General features: G+C 69.4%; 16 protein-coding genes and 1 pseudogene. 6 read left to right on the forward strand and 11 right to left on the reverse strand.

What is annotated here, in order from left to right; all coding sequences use genetic code 11:
- Nucleotides 1-418 precede the first annotated feature (418 nt).
- The 3 genes from ACWDNU_RS40695 to ACWDNU_RS40705 all read right to left on the reverse strand — a co-directional run bounded on the left by ACWDNU_RS40695 (nucleotide 419) and on the right by ACWDNU_RS40705 (nucleotide 2052).
- Complete coding sequence (locus tag ACWDNU_RS40695; protein ID WP_344287092.1) at nucleotides 419-604, reverse strand: DUF5302 domain-containing protein; 186 nt, start codon at nucleotides 602-604, stop codon at nucleotides 419-421.
- A gap of 71 nt (nucleotides 605-675) precedes the next feature.
- Nucleotides 676-1092 carry a hypothetical protein gene (locus ACWDNU_RS40700; protein WP_449672771.1) on the reverse strand — a complete coding sequence of 139 codons (417 nt, stop codon included), beginning with the start codon at nucleotides 1090-1092 and terminating at the stop codon, nucleotides 676-678.
- Nucleotides 1093-1185: 93 nt separating this feature from the next.
- Nucleotides 1186-2052: an alpha/beta fold hydrolase gene (locus ACWDNU_RS40705; protein ID WP_449672772.1), complete on the reverse strand. Its 867-nt coding sequence runs from the start codon at nucleotides 2050-2052 to the stop codon at nucleotides 1186-1188.
- A gap of 69 nt (nucleotides 2053-2121) precedes the next feature.
- Here ACWDNU_RS40705 and ACWDNU_RS40710 point away from each other — a divergent pair, with 69 nt between their 5' ends.
- Nucleotides 2122-2832, forward strand: a complete 711-nt coding sequence (locus ACWDNU_RS40710; RefSeq protein ID WP_449672773.1) for a TetR/AcrR family transcriptional regulator — start codon at nucleotides 2122-2124, stop codon at nucleotides 2830-2832.
- A 205-nt stretch (nucleotides 2833-3037) separates the two neighbouring features.
- On the opposite strand, the gene ACWDNU_RS40715 is transcribed toward ACWDNU_RS40710, so the two are convergent.
- The 6 genes from ACWDNU_RS40715 to ACWDNU_RS40740 all read right to left on the reverse strand — a co-directional run bounded on the left by ACWDNU_RS40715 (nucleotide 3038) and on the right by ACWDNU_RS40740 (nucleotide 10044).
- Nucleotides 3038-3670 carry a TetR/AcrR family transcriptional regulator gene (locus ACWDNU_RS40715; protein WP_449672774.1) on the reverse strand — a complete coding sequence of 211 codons (633 nt, stop codon included), beginning with the start codon at nucleotides 3668-3670 and terminating at the stop codon, nucleotides 3038-3040.
- A 106-nt stretch (nucleotides 3671-3776) separates the two neighbouring features.
- Entirely contained in the window at nucleotides 3777-5471 is a 1695-nt protein-coding gene (locus ACWDNU_RS40720; RefSeq protein WP_449672775.1) for a flavin monoamine oxidase family protein, read from the reverse strand.
- Nucleotides 5468-6244 (reverse strand): carbon-nitrogen hydrolase family protein, encoded by a 777-nt coding sequence (locus ACWDNU_RS40725; protein ID WP_449672776.1) that lies wholly within the window; start codon nucleotides 6242-6244, stop codon nucleotides 5468-5470. The genes ACWDNU_RS40720 and ACWDNU_RS40725 overlap by 4 nt, the downstream gene beginning before the upstream one ends.
- Nucleotides 6241-7623 carry an amino acid permease gene (locus tag ACWDNU_RS40730; RefSeq protein WP_449672782.1) on the reverse strand — a complete coding sequence of 461 codons (1383 nt, stop codon included), beginning with the start codon at nucleotides 7621-7623 and terminating at the stop codon, nucleotides 6241-6243. Before ACWDNU_RS40730 ends, ACWDNU_RS40725 begins: the two co-directional genes overlap by 4 nt.
- Nucleotides 7624-8089: 466 nt before the next feature.
- Nucleotides 8090-9355: an ATP-binding protein gene (locus ACWDNU_RS40735; RefSeq protein WP_449672777.1), complete on the reverse strand. Its 1266-nt coding sequence runs from the start codon at nucleotides 9353-9355 to the stop codon at nucleotides 8090-8092.
- 5 nt (nucleotides 9356-9360) lie between these two features.
- Nucleotides 9361-10044, reverse strand: a complete 684-nt coding sequence (locus ACWDNU_RS40740) for a response regulator transcription factor (RefSeq protein WP_370935291.1) — start codon at nucleotides 10042-10044, stop codon at nucleotides 9361-9363.
- A 91-nt stretch (nucleotides 10045-10135) separates the two neighbouring features.
- Here ACWDNU_RS40740 and pip point away from each other — a divergent pair.
- The 4 genes and pseudogenes from pip to lpdA form a co-directional block, all read left to right on the forward strand.
- Nucleotides 10136-11074: pseudogene (pip, locus tag ACWDNU_RS40745) on the forward strand (prolyl aminopeptidase); the annotation flags it as partial.
- A 75-nt stretch (nucleotides 11075-11149) separates the two neighbouring features.
- Entirely contained in the window at nucleotides 11150-11554 is a 405-nt protein-coding gene (locus ACWDNU_RS40750; RefSeq protein WP_449672783.1) for a nitroreductase family deazaflavin-dependent oxidoreductase, read from the forward strand.
- Nucleotides 11555-11609: 55 nt separating this feature from the next.
- Nucleotides 11610-12389, forward strand: coding sequence for a lysophospholipid acyltransferase family protein (locus ACWDNU_RS40755; protein WP_449672778.1), 780 nt, complete (start codon nucleotides 11610-11612; stop codon nucleotides 12387-12389).
- A gap of 200 nt (nucleotides 12390-12589) precedes the next feature.
- Complete coding sequence (gene lpdA, locus ACWDNU_RS40760) at nucleotides 12590-13975, forward strand: dihydrolipoyl dehydrogenase (RefSeq protein WP_370935294.1); 1386 nt, start codon at nucleotides 12590-12592, stop codon at nucleotides 13973-13975.
- Here the strand turns inward: lpdA and ACWDNU_RS40765 are convergent.
- Nucleotides 13965-14471: a GNAT family N-acetyltransferase gene (locus ACWDNU_RS40765; RefSeq protein WP_449672779.1), complete on the reverse strand. Its 507-nt coding sequence runs from the start codon at nucleotides 14469-14471 to the stop codon at nucleotides 13965-13967. The genes lpdA and ACWDNU_RS40765 overlap by 11 nt on opposite strands.
- Nucleotides 14472-14508: 37 nt before the next feature.
- On the reverse strand, nucleotides 14509-15702 hold the full coding sequence (locus tag ACWDNU_RS40770) for an MFS transporter (protein WP_449672780.1): 1194 nt from the start codon (nucleotides 15700-15702) through the stop codon (nucleotides 14509-14511).
- A 164-nt stretch (nucleotides 15703-15866) separates the two neighbouring features.
- Between ACWDNU_RS40770 and ACWDNU_RS40775 the strand changes: the two genes are divergently transcribed.
- A complete protein-coding gene (locus ACWDNU_RS40775; RefSeq protein ID WP_449672781.1) occupies nucleotides 15867-17768 on the forward strand; it encodes a S8 family peptidase in 1902 nt (633 codons plus the stop codon).
- The last annotated feature ends 171 nt before the right edge of the window (nucleotides 17769-17939 follow it).

Genomic DNA, 17939 nt, shown 5'->3' on the forward strand with positions numbered 1-17939 from the left:
GACCACGCGTGATCTAGCCGAACTCGAGGCACAGGCGCGGACGGTCGAGGTGTTCCTGGAGTTCTGGGTCGCGGGGCCGGCTGAGCGGCCCTGAGGGAATCTGATTCCCTCAGGGTTCCCCTCACGACCATCGACCGGTCCGCCTACCCGTTCGCCGCGATACGCCCCAACGCCACATTGGGTGCATCTGACGCACCCAATGCCACATTGGGGCGTTAGCCCCAATCGCGAACCGCAGCCAGTACGCCCAGCCATCGAGGCACTCACACCACCCCCGCACCCCGATACGAAGCCAAAACGCGGTCTGGGGTTGCTTGTCAAGGCATCTTTCCCGCCTTGACAATCAACCCCAGACCGTAGTCACAATCAAGCTTCGGGGCGCCCCACGCACCCACGAACTCACTAAGAAGAGCGGCGATCAGCCACTCTTACGCCGAAAAGTCCGCTTGTTAGCAGCAGGTCCATGCGCATGCTGCCCCTGCTGCCCGGCGTTCTCGTGCGCGGCCCCTTCCCGGGACTTCGCCTGCTTTCGCTCGAGCGCCTCGCGGAACTTCCGCTTGACGTCGCCCTCCCCGTCGCTGGGTGCCGGTTGCGCTTCACTCATGGCTGACCTCCGAAGGTGACGACGTGATACCCCGTCAGCCTGGCGCCCTTCGCGCACGTTGGCGAGCCATTTCAGAGTGATGCCACCCGGCGGTGGCCAGCTTCGACAGCCTTCCGCGGCTCCGGCACGACAGCCTCGGCGAAGACCGGGCGAACCCGCTGAACGGTGCGCCATCCGGCGCCGAGGACAAGCCCGAACCCGGCCGCACCAGCCAAGATCACCGCGACCCACCCCGTCGCCGCGTCGAAAAGCAGCTCGCCGGCCCGGCCGTAGGCGAACCCGGCTAGCACCGCCCACCCCACCGCGGCCACTCCGGCCGCCGCGAGCGGAGTCGTGATCACTGCCACTGCGCCGACCGCGATCGCCACGGCCGCCACGGCAAAACCGGGATGCGCAGTAGCGAGCCTCGCCGCGATCACGGCCGCCACCACCGCCACACAACCGAGCGGGAAACCGAACCCGCCGACCAGCCGTCCTTCAGTACGCATGCCCCATGGCACCCCGCGCGGGCGCGTAAACGAGGGCGCGCGGACAGGTTCCGTACGCCCCGGCGCTCGTTTTTGACGGCTTCTTGACCTCGATCAGGCGCGGGCGGTCGCGCGGACGATCGCGGCCACGATCTCCGGCCAGAGCGGTTCCGGCAGGTCGTGCCCCATGCCCGGGATGATGACCAGTTCCGAGTCCGGGATCGCCGCCGCGGTGGCTTTCCCGCCGCTGACGTCGATCATCACGTCGGAGTCGCCGTGCAGCACGACCGTCGGCACCTGGACGTTGTGCAGTCGTTCAGTACGATCGCCCGACGCCATGACCGCGGCGGCTTGCCGCTGCATCCCGGCGGGGTGCCGTCCCCGGTCGTAGTTCCGGGTTGCCTTGCGCAGCAGGTATTCCTCGGTGGCCGGGTAGCCAGGCGACCCCGTCACGCGGTAGTTCGCGGCGCTCAGCGCGATCTGCTCCTCGCGCGTTTCCGGCACCGGCTTGGTGAGCGTCGCCAGCGCCGCGGGCGAGATCTGGCCGACCGACCGGTCGCCGGTCGTCGACATGATCGACGTCAGGCTCAGCACCCGGTCCGGGTGGTCGAGCACGAGCTGCTGCGCGACCATCCCGCCCATCGAAGCGCCGACGACGTGCGCCTTCGCGAAACCGAGCGCGTCGAACAGCCCGACGGTGTCGTTCGCGAGATCCGACAGCAGGTACGGCGCCGGGGCAGTGCCCGCCACGATCCCGGGGAGATCCGGCGCGCCCAGCTCGTCGAACCAGGTGGACAGGCCCGCGTCGCGGTTGTCGAAGCGCACCACGTGAAAACCCTGGCTCGCGAGCAGCGCGCAGAACCCCTCCTCCCAGGTGATCATCTGGGCGCCGAGTCCCATCACCAGGACGATCGGCGGGGCAGCCGGATCGCCGAACGTGTCGTACTCGAGTTCGAGGCCGTTGGCCTGTGCGCGTGGCATGCCCCGATCATGCCGCAGCGCGGAACCGCGTGTGGCCGAGCCGGCGGGTTCCCGGTTACGGTGCACGGCATGCCGACTCCGCGTGCCGGACAGCGCGCCCGGTCCCGTTCGGCCGCCGGGCTCCCCGCGGTCACCGCGAAAAAAGTGGTCGACGCGGCGGTGAAGCTCACCGTCGAACGCGGCTTGGAAAACTGGACGCTTCGGCAGTTGGCCGCCGCGATCGGCGCGTACCCGGCGGTGGTCTACCACCACGTCGGGGACCGGGACGCGGTGGTGTGCGCGGTGCTCGACCGGGTCGTCGGCCAGCTGCGGCTGCCCGACGACGGGCTGGAGTGGCAGGAGTGGTTCGTCGAACTGCTGACCGGCCTGCGCGAGCTGCTGCGCAAGCACCCGGGCACCGCGCGCCGGATGGCGTCGTTCGGCCCGTCGGTGGCGGCGGCGACGCCCACGGTGGACCGCGGCGTGCGGATCCTGCTGGACGCGGGCTTCGGCGACGAGAGCGCGCTCGCCTACACCATGCTCACCACCACCGCGTGCCAGTACGTCGCGCTGGAGGACGACCGCGACTGCAGCCTCGCCTTGCGCCTGGACAACACCGAGGAATACGCCTCCTACCGCGACCGCGAGGACCTTCCCGGCATGGCCGCGTTCGGGCGCTCGATGCGAGAGCTGCTCAGCGACCCCGAGGCGGCGGCCGGTTACCATCCGCGACTGTTCGACTTCGCGATCCGCCGGTGCCTCGACGGGCTCACCTGCAGATTGGCTCAGATGAACGGGTGAAATTCGCGAAATTGCTCCGCCAGGGCGTTCGCACTGGGCCGTCCGCGTGGTCATGGTGAAAAGTCGGGGCGCCGCTGCGCCGACCGACACCGATTCGACGCTTTCCCGGCGTAGCGTGGACAGCTACCGGGGGCCTTGCCTCCGGAAGGGGCCCCCGGCACTTTCCTCCCCCCTCGTGGTGCCGGGGGTTCTCCTTCCGGCAGCCTCAGTGCTGGGGCGGCGGATGCTGGATCGCGGGAAACACCTGGCCCACCACGGTCACGAGCGACATCGTGAGCAGCGTGTGGACTTGGCGCCGGTCGAGCGAGCGGTGCACGAGCCACTCGCGGCCCGCCGCCTTGACCATGCCGGCGAACGCGCGCACCGCGGCGTTCAGCTCCTCGCCGTGCGCGCTGTCGCGGGACAGCCCGACCGCCTCCAGCACGCGGTCGGCCGACGCGCGGTCGGCCTCGGCGACGATCCGGTCCACCTCCGGATCGCGCCCGATGCCCTCCGGCGCGATCGCGGCGAGCCACAGCTTCTCCTGCCCGCGCACCATGTCGAGCAGCCAGTCGATGGCGGCGTCCGCGCGCACTTCCAGCGGTCCGTCCGGCAGAATCTGCACCGCAATCCGTGGCACGGTAAGCGCGCGTCGAACTATTTCGAGGTACAACTCCCTTTTCGTTCCGAAATAATGATTGATCAGTCCGCGGGCTACGCCTGCCTCGGCCGCGATGTCCGAAGTGGACACTTCCGAATACGGTCGCTCGCCGAACAGTCTCGCCGCACAGGCGTAGATCTGCTCTTTGCGTTCGTCCGGTTCGAGTCGCCGCCACTTCGGCGCCGGATCGGTGCTCATGGCATCAGTTTGGCATGATCGGTTCAGTAAGGCGGATTAACCGGGCGGAATGTCGCGGCGGAAACACGTTCGGCTGCTACCGCACGGTATCGCTTGACGGCCCCGCTCAGTCCGGAAGTTCGAGCGGCGCGAGGTCCGCGAACCGGTCGCCGGGACCGGGATTCGCCGGATCGCTCGCGCCGCCGAAGTGCCGCTGCACGCCCCACACCGCGTTGAGCGCGGTCTGCACCGCGCCCTCGGCCCAGCCCGCCGTCCACGAGATGTCGTCGCCCGCGAGGAACAAACCCCGGTAGCGCTCAGGCAGTGAATCCTGCACGAAGTGCGTGAAAAGCCGGTGCTGGTACCGGTAATGCCCGGGAAGGTTCGCCTTGAACGCACCCATGAAATGCGGTTCGGCCTCCCACGACACGGTCACCGGGTCGCCCACGATGTGCCGCCGCACGTCGACGCCGGGGTAGATCTCGCGCAGGGACTGCAGCATCACCTCGACGCGGTCGGACACCGAAAGCGGCAGCCACTTCAGCGAATCGTCGGCCCACGTGTAGGACAGGCAGATCACCGCGGGCCGGTCCGGGTCGTCGCCGAGAAGGTAAGTGCCGCGCGGCATCCGGTCGGTGAGCGTCATGCTCATCGTGTCGCGGCCGGTGACCGGGTCCGGGTCGAGCCAGAACGGGCGGTCGACGGGCACGAACACCTTGGAGGAAGCCATGTAGTGCGTGCGCTCGATGGCCGTCCAGTGGTCGATCGGGAACAGCGCCTCGTCGCATTCGATCTTCGACAGCAGCATCCAGCTCTGCGCGGTGAACACCGCGGCGCCGAACGTGCGGATGTGGCCGGACTCGTCGGTGACGGTGATGTTGTTCGGCGCGGTGCGGTGCAGCCGGGTGACACCTGGTCGCGGCTGGCCGTTTTCGTGCAGTGCGGCCAGATTCGTGCCGGACGGCCAGTGCGCGAGCTTGTCCGGGACGTGCTCCCACAGCCGCTTCGGGAGCTGCCCGCTGCCGCCGACGATGCTGCGGTGCTCGTCGTCCGCGCCGGTATAGACCACCCGGAGGATTTCGAGAATCGAGTTCGGGAAGTCGGTGTCCCAGCCGCCGGTGCCGAATCCGACTTGCCCGAAGATCTCTCGATGCTGAAACGAGGAAAATGCCGGGGAATCGCATAGGAATCCGTAGAAGGTCTGGTTGTCGAGCCGGGGCACCAGTTCGTTCCAGATCTTTTTGACCGTCGCGGCGTCGCGATTGCGGATCGCGGTCTGCATCTCGGCGAACGACGCGTGCTCGTCGAGTGTGCGCTGCCACGCCTTCGCCACTTCGCCGTACACGTCGGGCAGATCTTCGGGCGTGCGCGCGTAATGGCTGCGGCCCTTGAGATCGACCACCGTGCTCGGTGTGGCGGGCGAAAGCGGGTTCGGGAACGGCACGGTTTCCAGCCCGGCCGTGTCGAGGTAGTGGAACAGCGACGTCGACGCCGGCGGGAACCGCATCGCGCCCATCTCGGCGACGACGTCGTCGGGCAGGCCGGGGAAGTGGTGCGTGCGCAGCCGTCCGCCGATTCCGTCGATCTCGTACACGACCGGCCGCAGCCCGAGCTTCATCAGCTCGTAGGCGGCCACGATGCCGGAGAGGCCGCCGCCGATCACCGCGACCTCGGTGCCGCGCGCCTGTTCCGGCACGGTGCCGAGCCCGGCGGGATGCGCGAGGTAATCGTCGTAGGCGAACGGGAAATCGGGGCCGAACATCGTGATCGGCCTGCCGGCCGGTTCCTCGGCGTGGATCGCGGCGGGAACTGCGGAGGTCATGCCCGGGGTCCTTCGGTGAGAGAGCGGTACAGCGACGGCCGTCGGTCGGCCAGGTACGGGGTTTCGGCTCGCGCTTGAGCGAGCACAGCGGGGTCGAGGTCGGCGAAGAGCAGCTCTTCGTCCGGCCCGGCCTTCGCGACGACTTCATCCGGCGACGCGACTGTCGAGCGTCCGCAGTAGCTCAGCTCGCCTTCGGCGTCACAGCGATTCGCGTACACGACGTACAGCTGGCTTTCGTGCGCACGAACCGGAATGAGCAAGTCGGCGACGCGCTCGTACGGCCGCATCAGCGCGGTCGGAACGAGCAGCACCTGCGTGCCCGCGAGCGCGTGCGCGCGGACCAGTTCGGGGAACTCGACGTCGTAACAGACCAGCAGGCCAGCGCGGAGGCCGTTGAACTCGGCCTGCACCACCGGCTCGTCGCCGGGGGAGAACTGGTCGCGGTCGAGGTCGCCGAACAGGTGCGTCTTGCGGTAGTTCGCGAGCCGTTCCCCTTGCGCGGACAGCAGTTGCGCCGAGTTGTACACCGCGTCGCCGTCGCGCTCGGGATAGCCGTAGACCAGCCCGATCTGGTGCTTGGCAGCCAACGCCCCCAGCTCGGCCGCGCGCGGTCCGTCCGCCGGTTCTGCCAGCTCGGCGACGGCTTTCGCGCCGATGTTGTAACCCGTCGTGCCCATCTCGGCGGTCACGATGAGCTCGGCGCCGCGCTCCGCCGCCGCGGCCATTGCCTCAGGCAGCCGGTCGTGCGGTCCTTGGTGGACGGCGATGATCATCGGACCTCCGCGAGCCGCGAGCGGCGGATGCTGTAGCCGAAGTAGATGACGAGGCCGAGCAGCATCCACGCGCCGAACACGATCCAGGTCGCCCCGTCGAGGCTGAACATCATGTACGCGCAGCATGCCACGCCAAGGACCGGCGTAACCGGCGAAAACGGCACGCGGAAGGTGCGTTCGGCTTCCGGACGGCGCTTGCGCAGGATCAGCACGGCGATGTTGACCAGCCCGAACGCGAACAGCGTCCCGATGCTGGTGGCGTCGGCGAGCTTGCCGAGCGGGATGAAGGCCGCGAGCACCGCGACGAACCCGGACACCACGAGCGTGTTGGTGCGCGGCACGCCGGTCTTCGGATGCACCTTGGACAGCGACTTCGGTACCAGCCCGTCGCGGGACATGGCGAAGAGGATCCGTGTCTGTCCGTAAAGGACGGTCAGCACGACGCTGGAGATCGCCACGATCGCGCCGATCGCGAGCAGGATCGCCCACAGCGGGTTGCTCGAGATCGTGGTGAGCACGTGCGACAGCGCGGCTTGCTTGTCGCCGAACTCCTGCCAGGGCAGCGCGCCGACCGCGGCGAACGCGACCAGGCAGTAGAGCACGGTCACGATGGCCAGCGACAGCAAAATCGCGCGCGGCAGGTCCCGCTGCGGGTTGCGCGCCTCCTCGCCGGCGGTGGAGGCGGCGTCGAACCCGATGTAGGAGAAGAACAATTTCGCCCCGCCCGCGCTCATCCCGGCCAGCCCGAGCGGCAGGAACGGAGTGAAGTTCTGCGCCCGGACGGCGGTGAACGCGATGGCGCAGAACAGAATCAGCGTGCCGATCTTCACCACGACCATGATCGCGTTGGCCCGCGCGCTCTCCTTCGCGCCGGAGAGGAGCAGCACCATCGCCAGCAGCACCACGACAATCGCCGGAATATTGACGAGCCCACCGTCCCCCGGCGGCCCGCTGAGCGCCTCCGGCAACGTGACGCCGAACGCCAGGTGCAGCAGTTCGTTGACGTACTGCCCCCACCCGACCGCGACGGACGCGACCGAGACGCCGTACTCCAGCACCAGACACCAGCCGCACACCCAGGCGATCAACTCGCCGAGCGTCGCGTACGCGTAGGAATAAGAGGAGCCAGACAGCGGGATCATGCCCGCCAGCTCGGCATAGGAAAGCGCGGAGAACAACGCGGTGATCCCGGCCAGCACGAACGAAACCACGACAGCGGGCCCGGCCACCGGGACCGCCTCGCCGAGCACCACGAAAATCCCGCTGCCCAGGGTGGCTCCGATGCTGAGCATGGTCAGCTGGCTGAGCCCGAGCGACCGCTTCAACGGCCCGTGATCCGCCTCGGCCACCAGATCGGTGACCGGTTTGCGGCGCAGCATCGCCGAGGCGAGCCTCCCGCGCGCAGGACTGGAGGAGGTGGTGCTCACCGGGCGGCTCCTAGCGATTCATTGTGACGCCACTGTCGACTTCGAGCCACGGTATCGATCGAAAATTGCCCCGAGAACCGCGATCTGTTGTGGATTGCGGGTGCTGAGGGGTGATTCATTGCGCTCTCAGGGTCGGTTTCGGCGGGGTGGTGCGGCCCGGAGAGGTACGGGGTTCCGGGCCGGGAATGACTGTAAGTGATCGGTCCCGGCGGTTCGCGGCGGTGGGTTTACCTGCGCGGATCGGCTGGTGAGGAGCTGTGGACTGGCGGCTTGGCGGTACTGCGACCGCGCTGTCCGATCACCGTGCGCGTGGTCGATGAGAACTGGCGACGTCGAGCTGCCAGGCAGACCGGCCGGAAGCCAGTTCGAAGCGGAAGAGCTTCGGGAGGCGAACGGCGGCTGTTTGCCACTGGCTGGGTCAGGAAGCGGGCGCTTCGGGAAGCAGCAACGTGAACGTCGGCGGATCAGGCCGCGAAAGGCGCAAGCGGCCGCCTTCGGCTTCGGCCAGGCTTCTGGCCAGACGGAGGCCTATGCCGTGCCCGCCGGGCGCGTGATCGGCGAACGGGTCGCGTTCGCCGAGGTCCGGGCCTTCGTCGACGACGTCCACGGCGAGAGCACCACCGGCGTCGCGGGCTCGGACCGTGATGGTGCCTTCGCCGTGGTTCAGTGCGTTGTCCAGCAGGACAGCGAGCACTTGCCGGACCGCGGGCGCCGATGCGCGGACTGGCGGCGGGTCGGTGATTTCCAGGCGCAGCTGGCGGTGGTCGGGCAGCGGGTGGTCGGTCAGCTCGGCCAGGAGAGCGGTGAGGTCCAGTTCGTCGCGAGGGGTGCGGCGTTCCCTCGACAGCGCGAGCAGGTCTTCGACGGTGCGTTCCAGCCGGTCGGCGGCGGTGATTCCGGCGCGCACCGCCGCGTAGGGATCGCGGCCAGGGGTTTCCAGCGCGGATTCGAGTTGCAGGCGCAGTCCGGCGAGCGGGGTGCGCAACTGGTGTGACGCTTCGGCGGAGAAGGCGCGCTCTCGTTCCAGGGTTTCGCCGATGCGGGTCGCGGTGACGTCCAGAGCCGCACCGACCCGGTCGATTTCCGGGATCGCCGAGCGTCGGGAGCGTGCGGAGAAGTCGCCTTCGCCCAGACGCGCGGCAGCGCAGGCAAGGTCCTCCAGCGGACGGGTCAGCCGCGCGGCGATGCGGCGGGCGACCAGCCAGCTGGCCAGCACCGCGCCGATCGCGCACCCGGCCATCACCAGCCAGGTGATGCCGACGTCGCGGGTCAGCGCGGACCGGGGGAGCGCCGCGCGCACGATGCCGGTGAGGCGGGCTCCGGTCAGCACTGGCACGGCCAGCACGTCCTCGTCGCCGACCTTTTGGTTCAGCATGTCGCTGCGGGTCGCGCCGACTCCGCGCACGACGTCGTCCGCGACGGGCGGGCCTTCTCCGGCGAGAAGGTGGCCCTTCGGGTCGTAGACGCCGACCTCGGCGCCGTCCTCGTTGTCCGGCACCTGGAAAGGTTCGCCGGCGGCGAGCGCGTCGGACACCACGACGGCCGCGCCGTCGGCGGCGCGCTCCAGCGCGGACGTGGTGTGCGTGCGGAAGTACCACAGCGCCCCGACGGCGAGCGGCAGTCCGAACAGGCTCGTGGCCAGGACCGCAGCGAGGACGGTGAGCGTCACGATCCGGCGGCGCACCCCGTTCAGTCCCCCTCTAACCGGTATCCGTGCCCGCGCAAGGTCGCGATCCTCGGCACCTCGTACGGAGACTCGGCGGCCGAGGCGAGCTTGCGGCGCAGCGCGGCGATGTGCACGTCGAGCGTCTTGGTGGAGCCGTGCCAGTGCGAATCCCAGACGTCGGACATCAGCGTGTCCCGGCTGACGGCCTGCCCCGGCTGGACGGCCAGCCGCGCGAGCAGGTCGAACTCCCGCGCCCGCAGCGCGACCTCCCGGCCGTTCAGGCTGACCCGCCTGCTCGCGATGTCGACCTCCAGCGCGCCGATCCGCACGACCGGCGTCGACGGCGCGGCGGGCGCGCCGCGGCGGAGGTGCGCGCGCACCCTGGCGAGCAGTTCGGCCAGCCGGATGGGCTTGGTGAGGTAGTCGTCGGCACCGGCCTCCAGCCCGACCACGACGTCCATCTCGTCCGCCCGCGCCGTGAGGATCACCAGCACCGCGCCAGGGATGGCCGAGCGCAGCCGCCGGCACACCTCGACGCCGTCGACGTCCGGGAGGCCCAGGTCCAGCAGCACGAGATCGGCCGCCGTCTCGCGCAGCGCGCTCCGGCCGTCCCGGCACCATTGCACTGTGTGGCCGTGCCCGCGCAGCGCGGAGTCGAGGACGCTGCCGATCGCCGCGTCGTCCTCCACCACCAGTACCTTCGCCATGAGGGAAGCCTAACCGGACCCTCCCGGCCGTGTCCGCGCGTCCACAGTGGACCCTCAGCGGGACGCGGCCGAGGTCGGGCATAGTGGCTGCATGCTCGGTCTGTACCCGGAACTCGATCCGTACGACCACGGGATGCTGCCGGTCGGAGACGGCAATACGCTGTATTGGGAGGAATGCGGCAATCCCGAGGGCAAACCGGTCGCGTTCCTGCACGGCGGGCCCGGGGGCGGCGCGTCCGCGCGGCACCGGCGGCTGTTCGACCCGGAGCTCTACCGGATCGTGCTGTTCGACCAGCGCGGCTGCGGCCGGAGCACGCCGCACTGCAGCGAGCCGGACGTCGACCTCTCGGTGAACACGACCTGGCACCTGGTCTCCGACATGGAGCAGTTGCGCGAGGACCGCGGCATCGACCGCTGGCAGCTGTTCGGCGGCTCGTGGGGAAGCGTGCTCGCGCTCGCCTATGCCGAGACGCATCCGGAGCGGGTGACCGAACTGATTCTGCGCGGCGTCGCGACGCTCCGGGTGAAAGAAGTGCAGTGGCTCTTCGGCGGCGGTGCCGCGTGCATGTTCCCGGAGGCGTGGTCGCGCTTCCTCGCGCCGGTGCCGTACGCGCGCCGCGGCGGCGACCTGCTTGAGGTGTACCACGAACTGCTGAATCACCCCGATCCGAACGTGCACGGGCCCGCCGCGCTCGCCTGGAGCCGGTGGGAGGGCGAGACCGTCAAGTTCACCCCGCAGGAAGAAGTGGTGGCCGCGTTCGCCGAGCCGGAGTTCGCGCTCGCGATCGCGCGGATCGAGAACCACTACTTCCGCCACGGCGGCTGGCTCGCCCCTGACCAGCTGATCCGCGGCGCCGGGAAGCTCTCGGGCATCCCGTGTGTTCTGGTGCAGGGCAGGTACGACGTGGTCACTCCCGCCACCACCGCCTGGGAACTCGCACAGGTGCTGCCGGGCGCCGAGCTGAAGATGATCGGCGACGCCGGGCACGCCTTCGACGAACCGGGCACGCTGCACGAGCTGATCAGCGCGACCGACCGGTTCGCGGCAGGGTGGGAGGGCAGGTCCGGGCTGTCGAGCGCGGAAGTCGAACGAAAGGAAATCCGCATGCTGTTCGGTGACGAGCACGTTCGCCGTTACGAGGAGACCGACGGGGAGGTCGGGCACGACTGGCAGGACGGCGTGCCGACGCTGGTGCTCACCACGAAGGGCCGCAAGACGGGTCAGGACCGGAAGTTCGCTCTCATCTACCAGGAGGACGACGGCAACCCGGTGATCGTCGCTTCGAAGGGCGGCGCGGAGAACCACCCCGGCTGGTACCTGAACCTGCAGGAGAACCCCGAGGTCCGCGTGCAGGTGCGGGCGGACAAGTTCACCGCGCGCGCCCGGACCGCGACCGGCGAGGAACGCGCCCGGCTGTGGGACAAGCTCGCCGCGGTGTGGCCCGCCTACAACGACTACCAGAAGAAGACCGACCGCGAGATCCCCGTGGTGGTGCTCGAGCGGGTGTGATTCCCGCCGCGTCCCGGGTCCGCGCGGCGCCGAACCGGAGCGTCTTCCGCTACGAATGACGCTCATGGCGCTGCGCACCCGGACCCGGGACAACTGGACCCCGCTCGAAGGGGAGCTGCTCGGCTTCCGCGGCATGCAGAAGTACGGCAGGCGGTTCGCCAAGTCCGGCCGGGGCGCCTGGTACCACTTCGCGATCGAGGTGGTGTGGCAGCTGCTCGCCCTCACGAGCCGATTCCGTGTGCGCGGTGCGCGGAACATCCCGGAATCGGGCGGCGTCGTGGTGGCCTCCAACCATCTCTCCAACGCCGACCCGACGACGCTCACCGCGTTCTGCCTCGGCTCCGGACGGGTGCCGAGGTACCTGGCGAAGGCGAGTCTCTGGAACGCCCCGGTGATCAAGTCGGTGATGCGTTCGGGCAAGCACATCCCGGTCCACCGGGGCGCGCCGACCGCCGCGGGCGCGTACCGCGACGCCGTCGCCGCGGTACGCGCGGGCGAATGCGTGGCGATCTTCCCGGAGGCCGGGCTTTCCGCGGATCCGGACGGCTGGCCCTCGAAGGGCAAGACCGGCGCGGCGCGGATCGCGCTGGAGACCGGCGTGCCGGTGATTCCGGTCGCGAACTGGGGCACGCACGAACTGCTGCCCGCCGGATCGTGGTATCCGCATGTCCTGCCGCGGCGGAAGATCGAGTTCGTCGCCGGGCCGCCGGTGGAGCTCGGCGATCTGCGCGGGCGGGAGCTGACCAGGGACGTGCTGGAGGAGGCGACGGCGCGGATCATGGCCGCCGTGACGGAGCTGCTGGCGGAGATCCGGGGCGTGCGTCCGCCGGTCTGACAACCGGATCCGGCGGTCCGGCTCGGCGGGGTGGCGACCACTGTGGACAATTCAGCGGCGTTACGGACCAGGTGGCGACCAATTCCGGTGAGCATCGCCCGGACCCGCCGTCCGAGAATGCGCCGGGGCGAGCAGCGGCCGGGCTGAAAGCGGGCGCCGTCACGCCGCCCCGCGCGGGCGCGGCGGGTAGTTTCAACGGTATGAGCGCAGACTATGACGTGGTGGTCCTCGGGGCCGGAGTCGGTGGGTACGTCGCGGCGATCCGGGCTTCGCAGCTGGGCCTGAGCGTGGCGGTCGTGGAAGAGAAGTACTGGGGCGGGGTGTGCCTCAACGTCGGCTGCATCCCTTCGAAGGCGCTGCTGCGCAACGCGGAGCTCGCGCACACGGTGAAGGAGGAGGCCAAGACCTACGGCATCTCCTCCGACGGGGAGATCCGGTTCGACTACACCGCGGCGTACGAGCGCAGCCGCAAGGTCGCGGACGGGCGCGTCAAGGGCGTGCACTTCCTGATGAAGAAGAACAAGATCACCGAGTACGACGGGCGCGGCACCTTCATCGACGCCAACACCCTCGAGGTGAACGGCGAGCGGATCACCTTCACCTACGGCATCATCGCGACCGGCGCGACGGCTCGGCTGCTGCCGGGCACGCAGCGCAGCGAGCGCGTGGTCACCTACGAAAAGCAGATCCTCGAAAGCGAGCTGCCGGGCAGCATCGTGATCGCCGGAGCCGGCGCGATCGGCGTGGAGTTCGCGTACGTGCTGCGCAACTACGGCGTGGACGTGACGATCGTCGAATTCCTCGACCGGATGGTGCCGCTCGAGGACGCCGAGGTGTCCGCCGAACTGGCGAAGCGCTACCGCAAGCTGGGCATCAAGGTGCTGCTGGGCACCAAGGTCGAGGCGATCGACGACTCGGGAGCCAAGGTGCTGGTGACCGTGTCGAAGAACGGCGAGCAGCAGGTGCTCGAGGCGGACAAGGTGTTGCAGGCCATCGGGTTCCGGCCGAACGTCGAGGGCTACGGCCTGGAGAACACCGGCGTCGAGCTCACCGAGCGCGGCGCGATCGCGATCGACGGCCGCGGCCGGACGAACGTGCCGCACCTGTTCGCGATCGGCGACGTGACGGCGAAGCTGATGCTGGCGCACGCGTCGGAGTCGATGGGCATCGTGGCGGCGGAGACGATCGCCGGCGCGGAGACCATGGAACTGGACTTCGTGATGATCCCGCGCGCGACCTACTGCCAGCCGCAGATCGCGAGCTTCGGCTGGACCGAGGAACAGGCGCGCGAGAAGGGCTTTGACGTCCAGGTGTCGAAGTTCCCCTTCACGGCCAACGGCAAGGCGCACGGCCTCGGCGACGCGGCGGGCTTCGTGAAGGTGCTGAGCGACGCGAAGTACGGCGAACTGCTGGGCGCGCACCTCATCGGCCCGGACGTCACGGAACTGCTGCCGGAGCTGACGCTGGCGCAGCAGTGGGACCTTACGGTGCACGAGGTTTCGCGCAACGTGCATGCGCACCCGACACTGGGCGAGGCGGTCAAGGAAGCGGTGCACGGTCTGGCCGGTCATATGATCAACTTCTGATTCTTCGACGGTCGCCCTGGTCCGCGGTGGTTTCGCGGGCCGGGGCGCTCTCGTTTTCGGCCAGCGGCAAGGAGAACGCCAATTCCGGCCGCGACCATGAGATCCGCGGCGGTTTCGGCGGGACAGTCCCGATCTGCCGGGCGCCCATGCGTTCGTAGAACTTCACCGCGGGCGGATGCGACACCACCCGTACCTCGGACAGCCCGTTTTCCCTTGCCACACCAAGAATGTGCCGGACAAGACGCGCGCCAATCCCCGTTCCCTGCGCTTCGTCGGCGACGAACAACAGGTCTAACTCGGCATCGGTGAGCGCGGCGAACCCCACTGGCCCCGAGGGGCCGCGCGCGACCAGAACCTGGTGCTGGCGAAGGTAATCCGGCGTGACGACGTATCCCTCCAGGATCGAGGCGTACTGGCCTTGGTAAGCCGATGATGCGTGCATGAGGTTGGTGAGCGCGGCGGCGTCGGCAGCGGTCGCGCGGTCGATCTTGAACATGGCAGCCACGTTAACCGGCACCACCGACAAAAACTGATCACCTGGCTCGGCGAGCGGGCAACGCGGCCGCGCTCAGCAGGCAGAGCGCGGCGCCAATCCCCAGGGAGAAGCGCACGCCGAGCACCCCGGCAGCAATCCCGCCCAGGGTGACGAAAATCGGTTTGGCGGTACGGGTTCCGGTCGACCAAGCGGTGAGCGTCCGCGTCAGGACAGCGTCGTCGATCAGCGACAGGCGGTACGCCGAATAGGTCGGGTTGAAGATGCCCGCCACCAGCAACAGCCCGAAGTTCGCAGCGATCAGCAGGGTGACTCCGGCAGCCCCGGAAATGGCGAACGGCAACACGAGCAACCACGGCGTACGCGCGAAACTAGTCCACAGCAACACTTTCGTTGCACCGTATCGAGAGCTGAGCAACGGTGCGAGACGGGCACCGAGCAGCCCGCCAAGGCAGGGGACACCCAGCACGAGCCCGTATTCCCATGGCGCGAAGCCGAGATCCCGCAGCATCAGCACGGTTTGCAGCGGCGTGACCCAAAGGACCGCCCCGCTGAACAACACCGAGTTGAAGAACAACGGCCGCAGTTCGGGACTACGCAGCAGGTATCGCCATCCGTCGGTGAACCCGCGACGCGCAGGACCCGCTGCGACAACAGGCGGCGGCTCCGGCGCGCGCAAGCGGCGGATTCCGAGTGCGGACAGCAGGAACGAAAACGCGTCGATGAGCATCGTCGCGGTCGCGCCGAGAGCGCTGATCAAGACGCCGCCCAGCGGCGGTCCGGCGGACCAGCAGATCCAATCGGTGCTCTCGAAGCGGCTCAAGGCGACCGCCCGCTCGTCCGGCGCGACAAGGGCCTTGAGATGCGCGCCGCTGGCCGCGGAGAAGATGACGGCTGCGGTGGCGACGACGATGTCGACGGCGTAGAGCTGCGGCATGGTCAGCACGTGCAGCGCGGCCGCCAACGGCACGCTCGCCAAGGCGGCGCAGCGGACCAGGTCTCCGATGATCATCGCGGGACGCTTCCGGGCGAACTCGACGCGCGGCCCGAGCGGGAAAGCGAGAACCGCGCTGGACGCGGCCGAGATCGCGGTGATCAGGGAAACCTGCCACGCAGGCGCGTCGAGCACGAGCACCGCGACGAGTCCGAGCGCGCCCGCGCCGACCGTGCTGCCAGCCGTGCTGATCGCGTACGCGGCCCACAGCCGCGCGAAATCCCTCCCCAGGTTCGCCACATGAGCAGACTGCCAGCTCCGCTTCGTGCCCCGGAATGGCCCATCTGCATCTCACCAGATGGGCTATCCGGGCAGATACCACTTTGGTCGGTGGTCTTAGCCCCAGTCGCTCTTTAGATTCACGTGACCACAGTCGGTGGCCGGGGGCGAGGACAGGAGCTGTCATGAGAAGAACGAGCCGGGTGGTCGCGTATTCCGCGCCGCTGGCGGTCGGGGTGGTGCTCGCCGGGAGCGGGGTCGCCGTCGCGCAGCCGTCGGCGGCGGACGCGGCGAACGCCCGCGCCGGAGCCGGGATCAGCGCGCTGCAGGGAATCAAGAAGACCCTCAGCCCGGCCGAGCAGAAGCAGTCCAGCCAGCTCGTCGTGGAAAAGCGCCTGCGCGCCGACCGCGGTCTCGCCGCGCTGCTTCCGGATTACCGCACCGGGCTGCCGGTCAGCCAGACCGGCACGGTTTCGGTGGACATCGCAGGTACGGCGGGTGCCGCGATCGCGAACGCGGTGCGCGCCGCGGGCGGCACCGTTCAGTCCACCTCGTCCAATGGCTCGGTTCGCGCCCAGCTGCCGCTGAACGCGGTGGACCGGATCGCGGCGCGCGGCGACGTCCGCCAGGTCCAGCCCGCGACGCAGGCGATGACCTGGAACGAGCCGGACGCGCAGCGTCAGCAGCTGGCCAAGAAGGCCGTCGCCGCCGTGCAGGTGTCCGAAGGGGACAAAGCCCACGGCGCCGACACTGCCCGCACGGATTACGGCGTGAACGGCACCGGCGTGAAGGTCTGCGTGCTTTCCGACGGCGTCAACTCGCTGAAGAAGTCGCAGGACGCTGGCGAACTGCCCGCGGTCGACGTGCTGCCTGGCCAAGCTGGCAGCGGCGACGAAGGCACTGCGATGCTGGAGATCGTCCACGACCTCGCCCCGGGCGCGACGCTCGGTTTCGCGACCGCCTTCACCAGCGAGTCGAGCTTCGCGGACAACATCCGCGCGCTGCGCAACGCCGGCAAGTGCACGGTGATCGTCGACGACGTCGCGTACTTCGACGAGTCGCCGTTCCAAGACACGCAGGTCGCGCAGGCGGTCAACGACGTCACCGCGTCCGGTGCGCTGTACTTCTCCTCCGCGGGCAACTCCGGCAACCTCACCGACGGAAGCAGCGGCTACTACGAGGGCGACTTCCGCTCGTCCGGCACCACGCTGCCGGGCGTCACCGGGACCCCGCACGACTTCGACCCCGGCAGCGGGGTGCAGACCACCGACCCGCTGTCGCCGGGCTCGCTCGGCAGGCCGGTGACACTGTTCTGGTCGGACCCGTGGGGACACTCGGCCAACGACTACGACCTGTTCCTGCTCAACGCTTCCGGCAGCGTCGTCGCCTCCAGCGCCAACGCGCAAAACGGTTCGCAGAACCCGTACGAGAGCCTGACCGTGCCGACGTCCGGCTCCGGTTACCGGCTCGCGGTGGTCAAGTACAGCGGCGCGGACCGGTTCTTCGCGGTCAACGTGGTCCGCGGCCGCTTCGTCGACTCCGGTTCGCTCAAGGGCTTCAGCACCGCGGGCGTGACCTCGGGCCACTCGGCGGCGGCCGCGGCGTTCTCGGTGGCCGCGGCCCCGGCGGCGACTGCGTTCGGGCGTCCGCTGGAGACCGGCGACCCGGCGAACCCGGCCGGCCCGTACCCAGGCCTGTTCACCTCGGCCAGCAAGTGGGAGCGCTTCACCTCCGACGGCCAGCGGCACCTCTTCTACAACGCCGACGGCAGTGAGCTGACCCCGGGCAACGTGTCCTCGACCGGCGGCGCGACCCGCGCGAAGCCGGACATCACCGCGGCCGACGGCGTGGCCACCTCGGTGACCGGCTTCCAGCCGTTCTTCGGGACCTCGGCGGCGGCCCCGCACGCGGCGGCGATCGCGGCGCTGCTGTTGTCGGGCAAGCCGTCCGCGACCCCGGCGGACGTCCGCACGGCGCTGGTGTCGAGCGCGATCGACCTGGGCGCGCCCGGGTTCGACGCGGTGACCGGCAACGGCGTGATCATGGCCGGTCCGGCGCTGGCCGCGCTGGGCGTGCCGAAGAAGTAGCGGGCTCCGCGACCGCGGTTCCGCGCTCAAGAAAAATGGTCCGTGAAGGGCTCCTTGAGGGAATCAGATTCCCTCACCGGCGCGTCGACGGTCCAGCGGACCTGCTCGACCCGCAGCGTCTGGCCGCCCTCGGTCTCGAGGTCGAGCCACAGCGCGCCGCCGTCGTAGAAC

Source organism: Amycolatopsis sp. NPDC003676 (genome assembly GCF_053587275.1).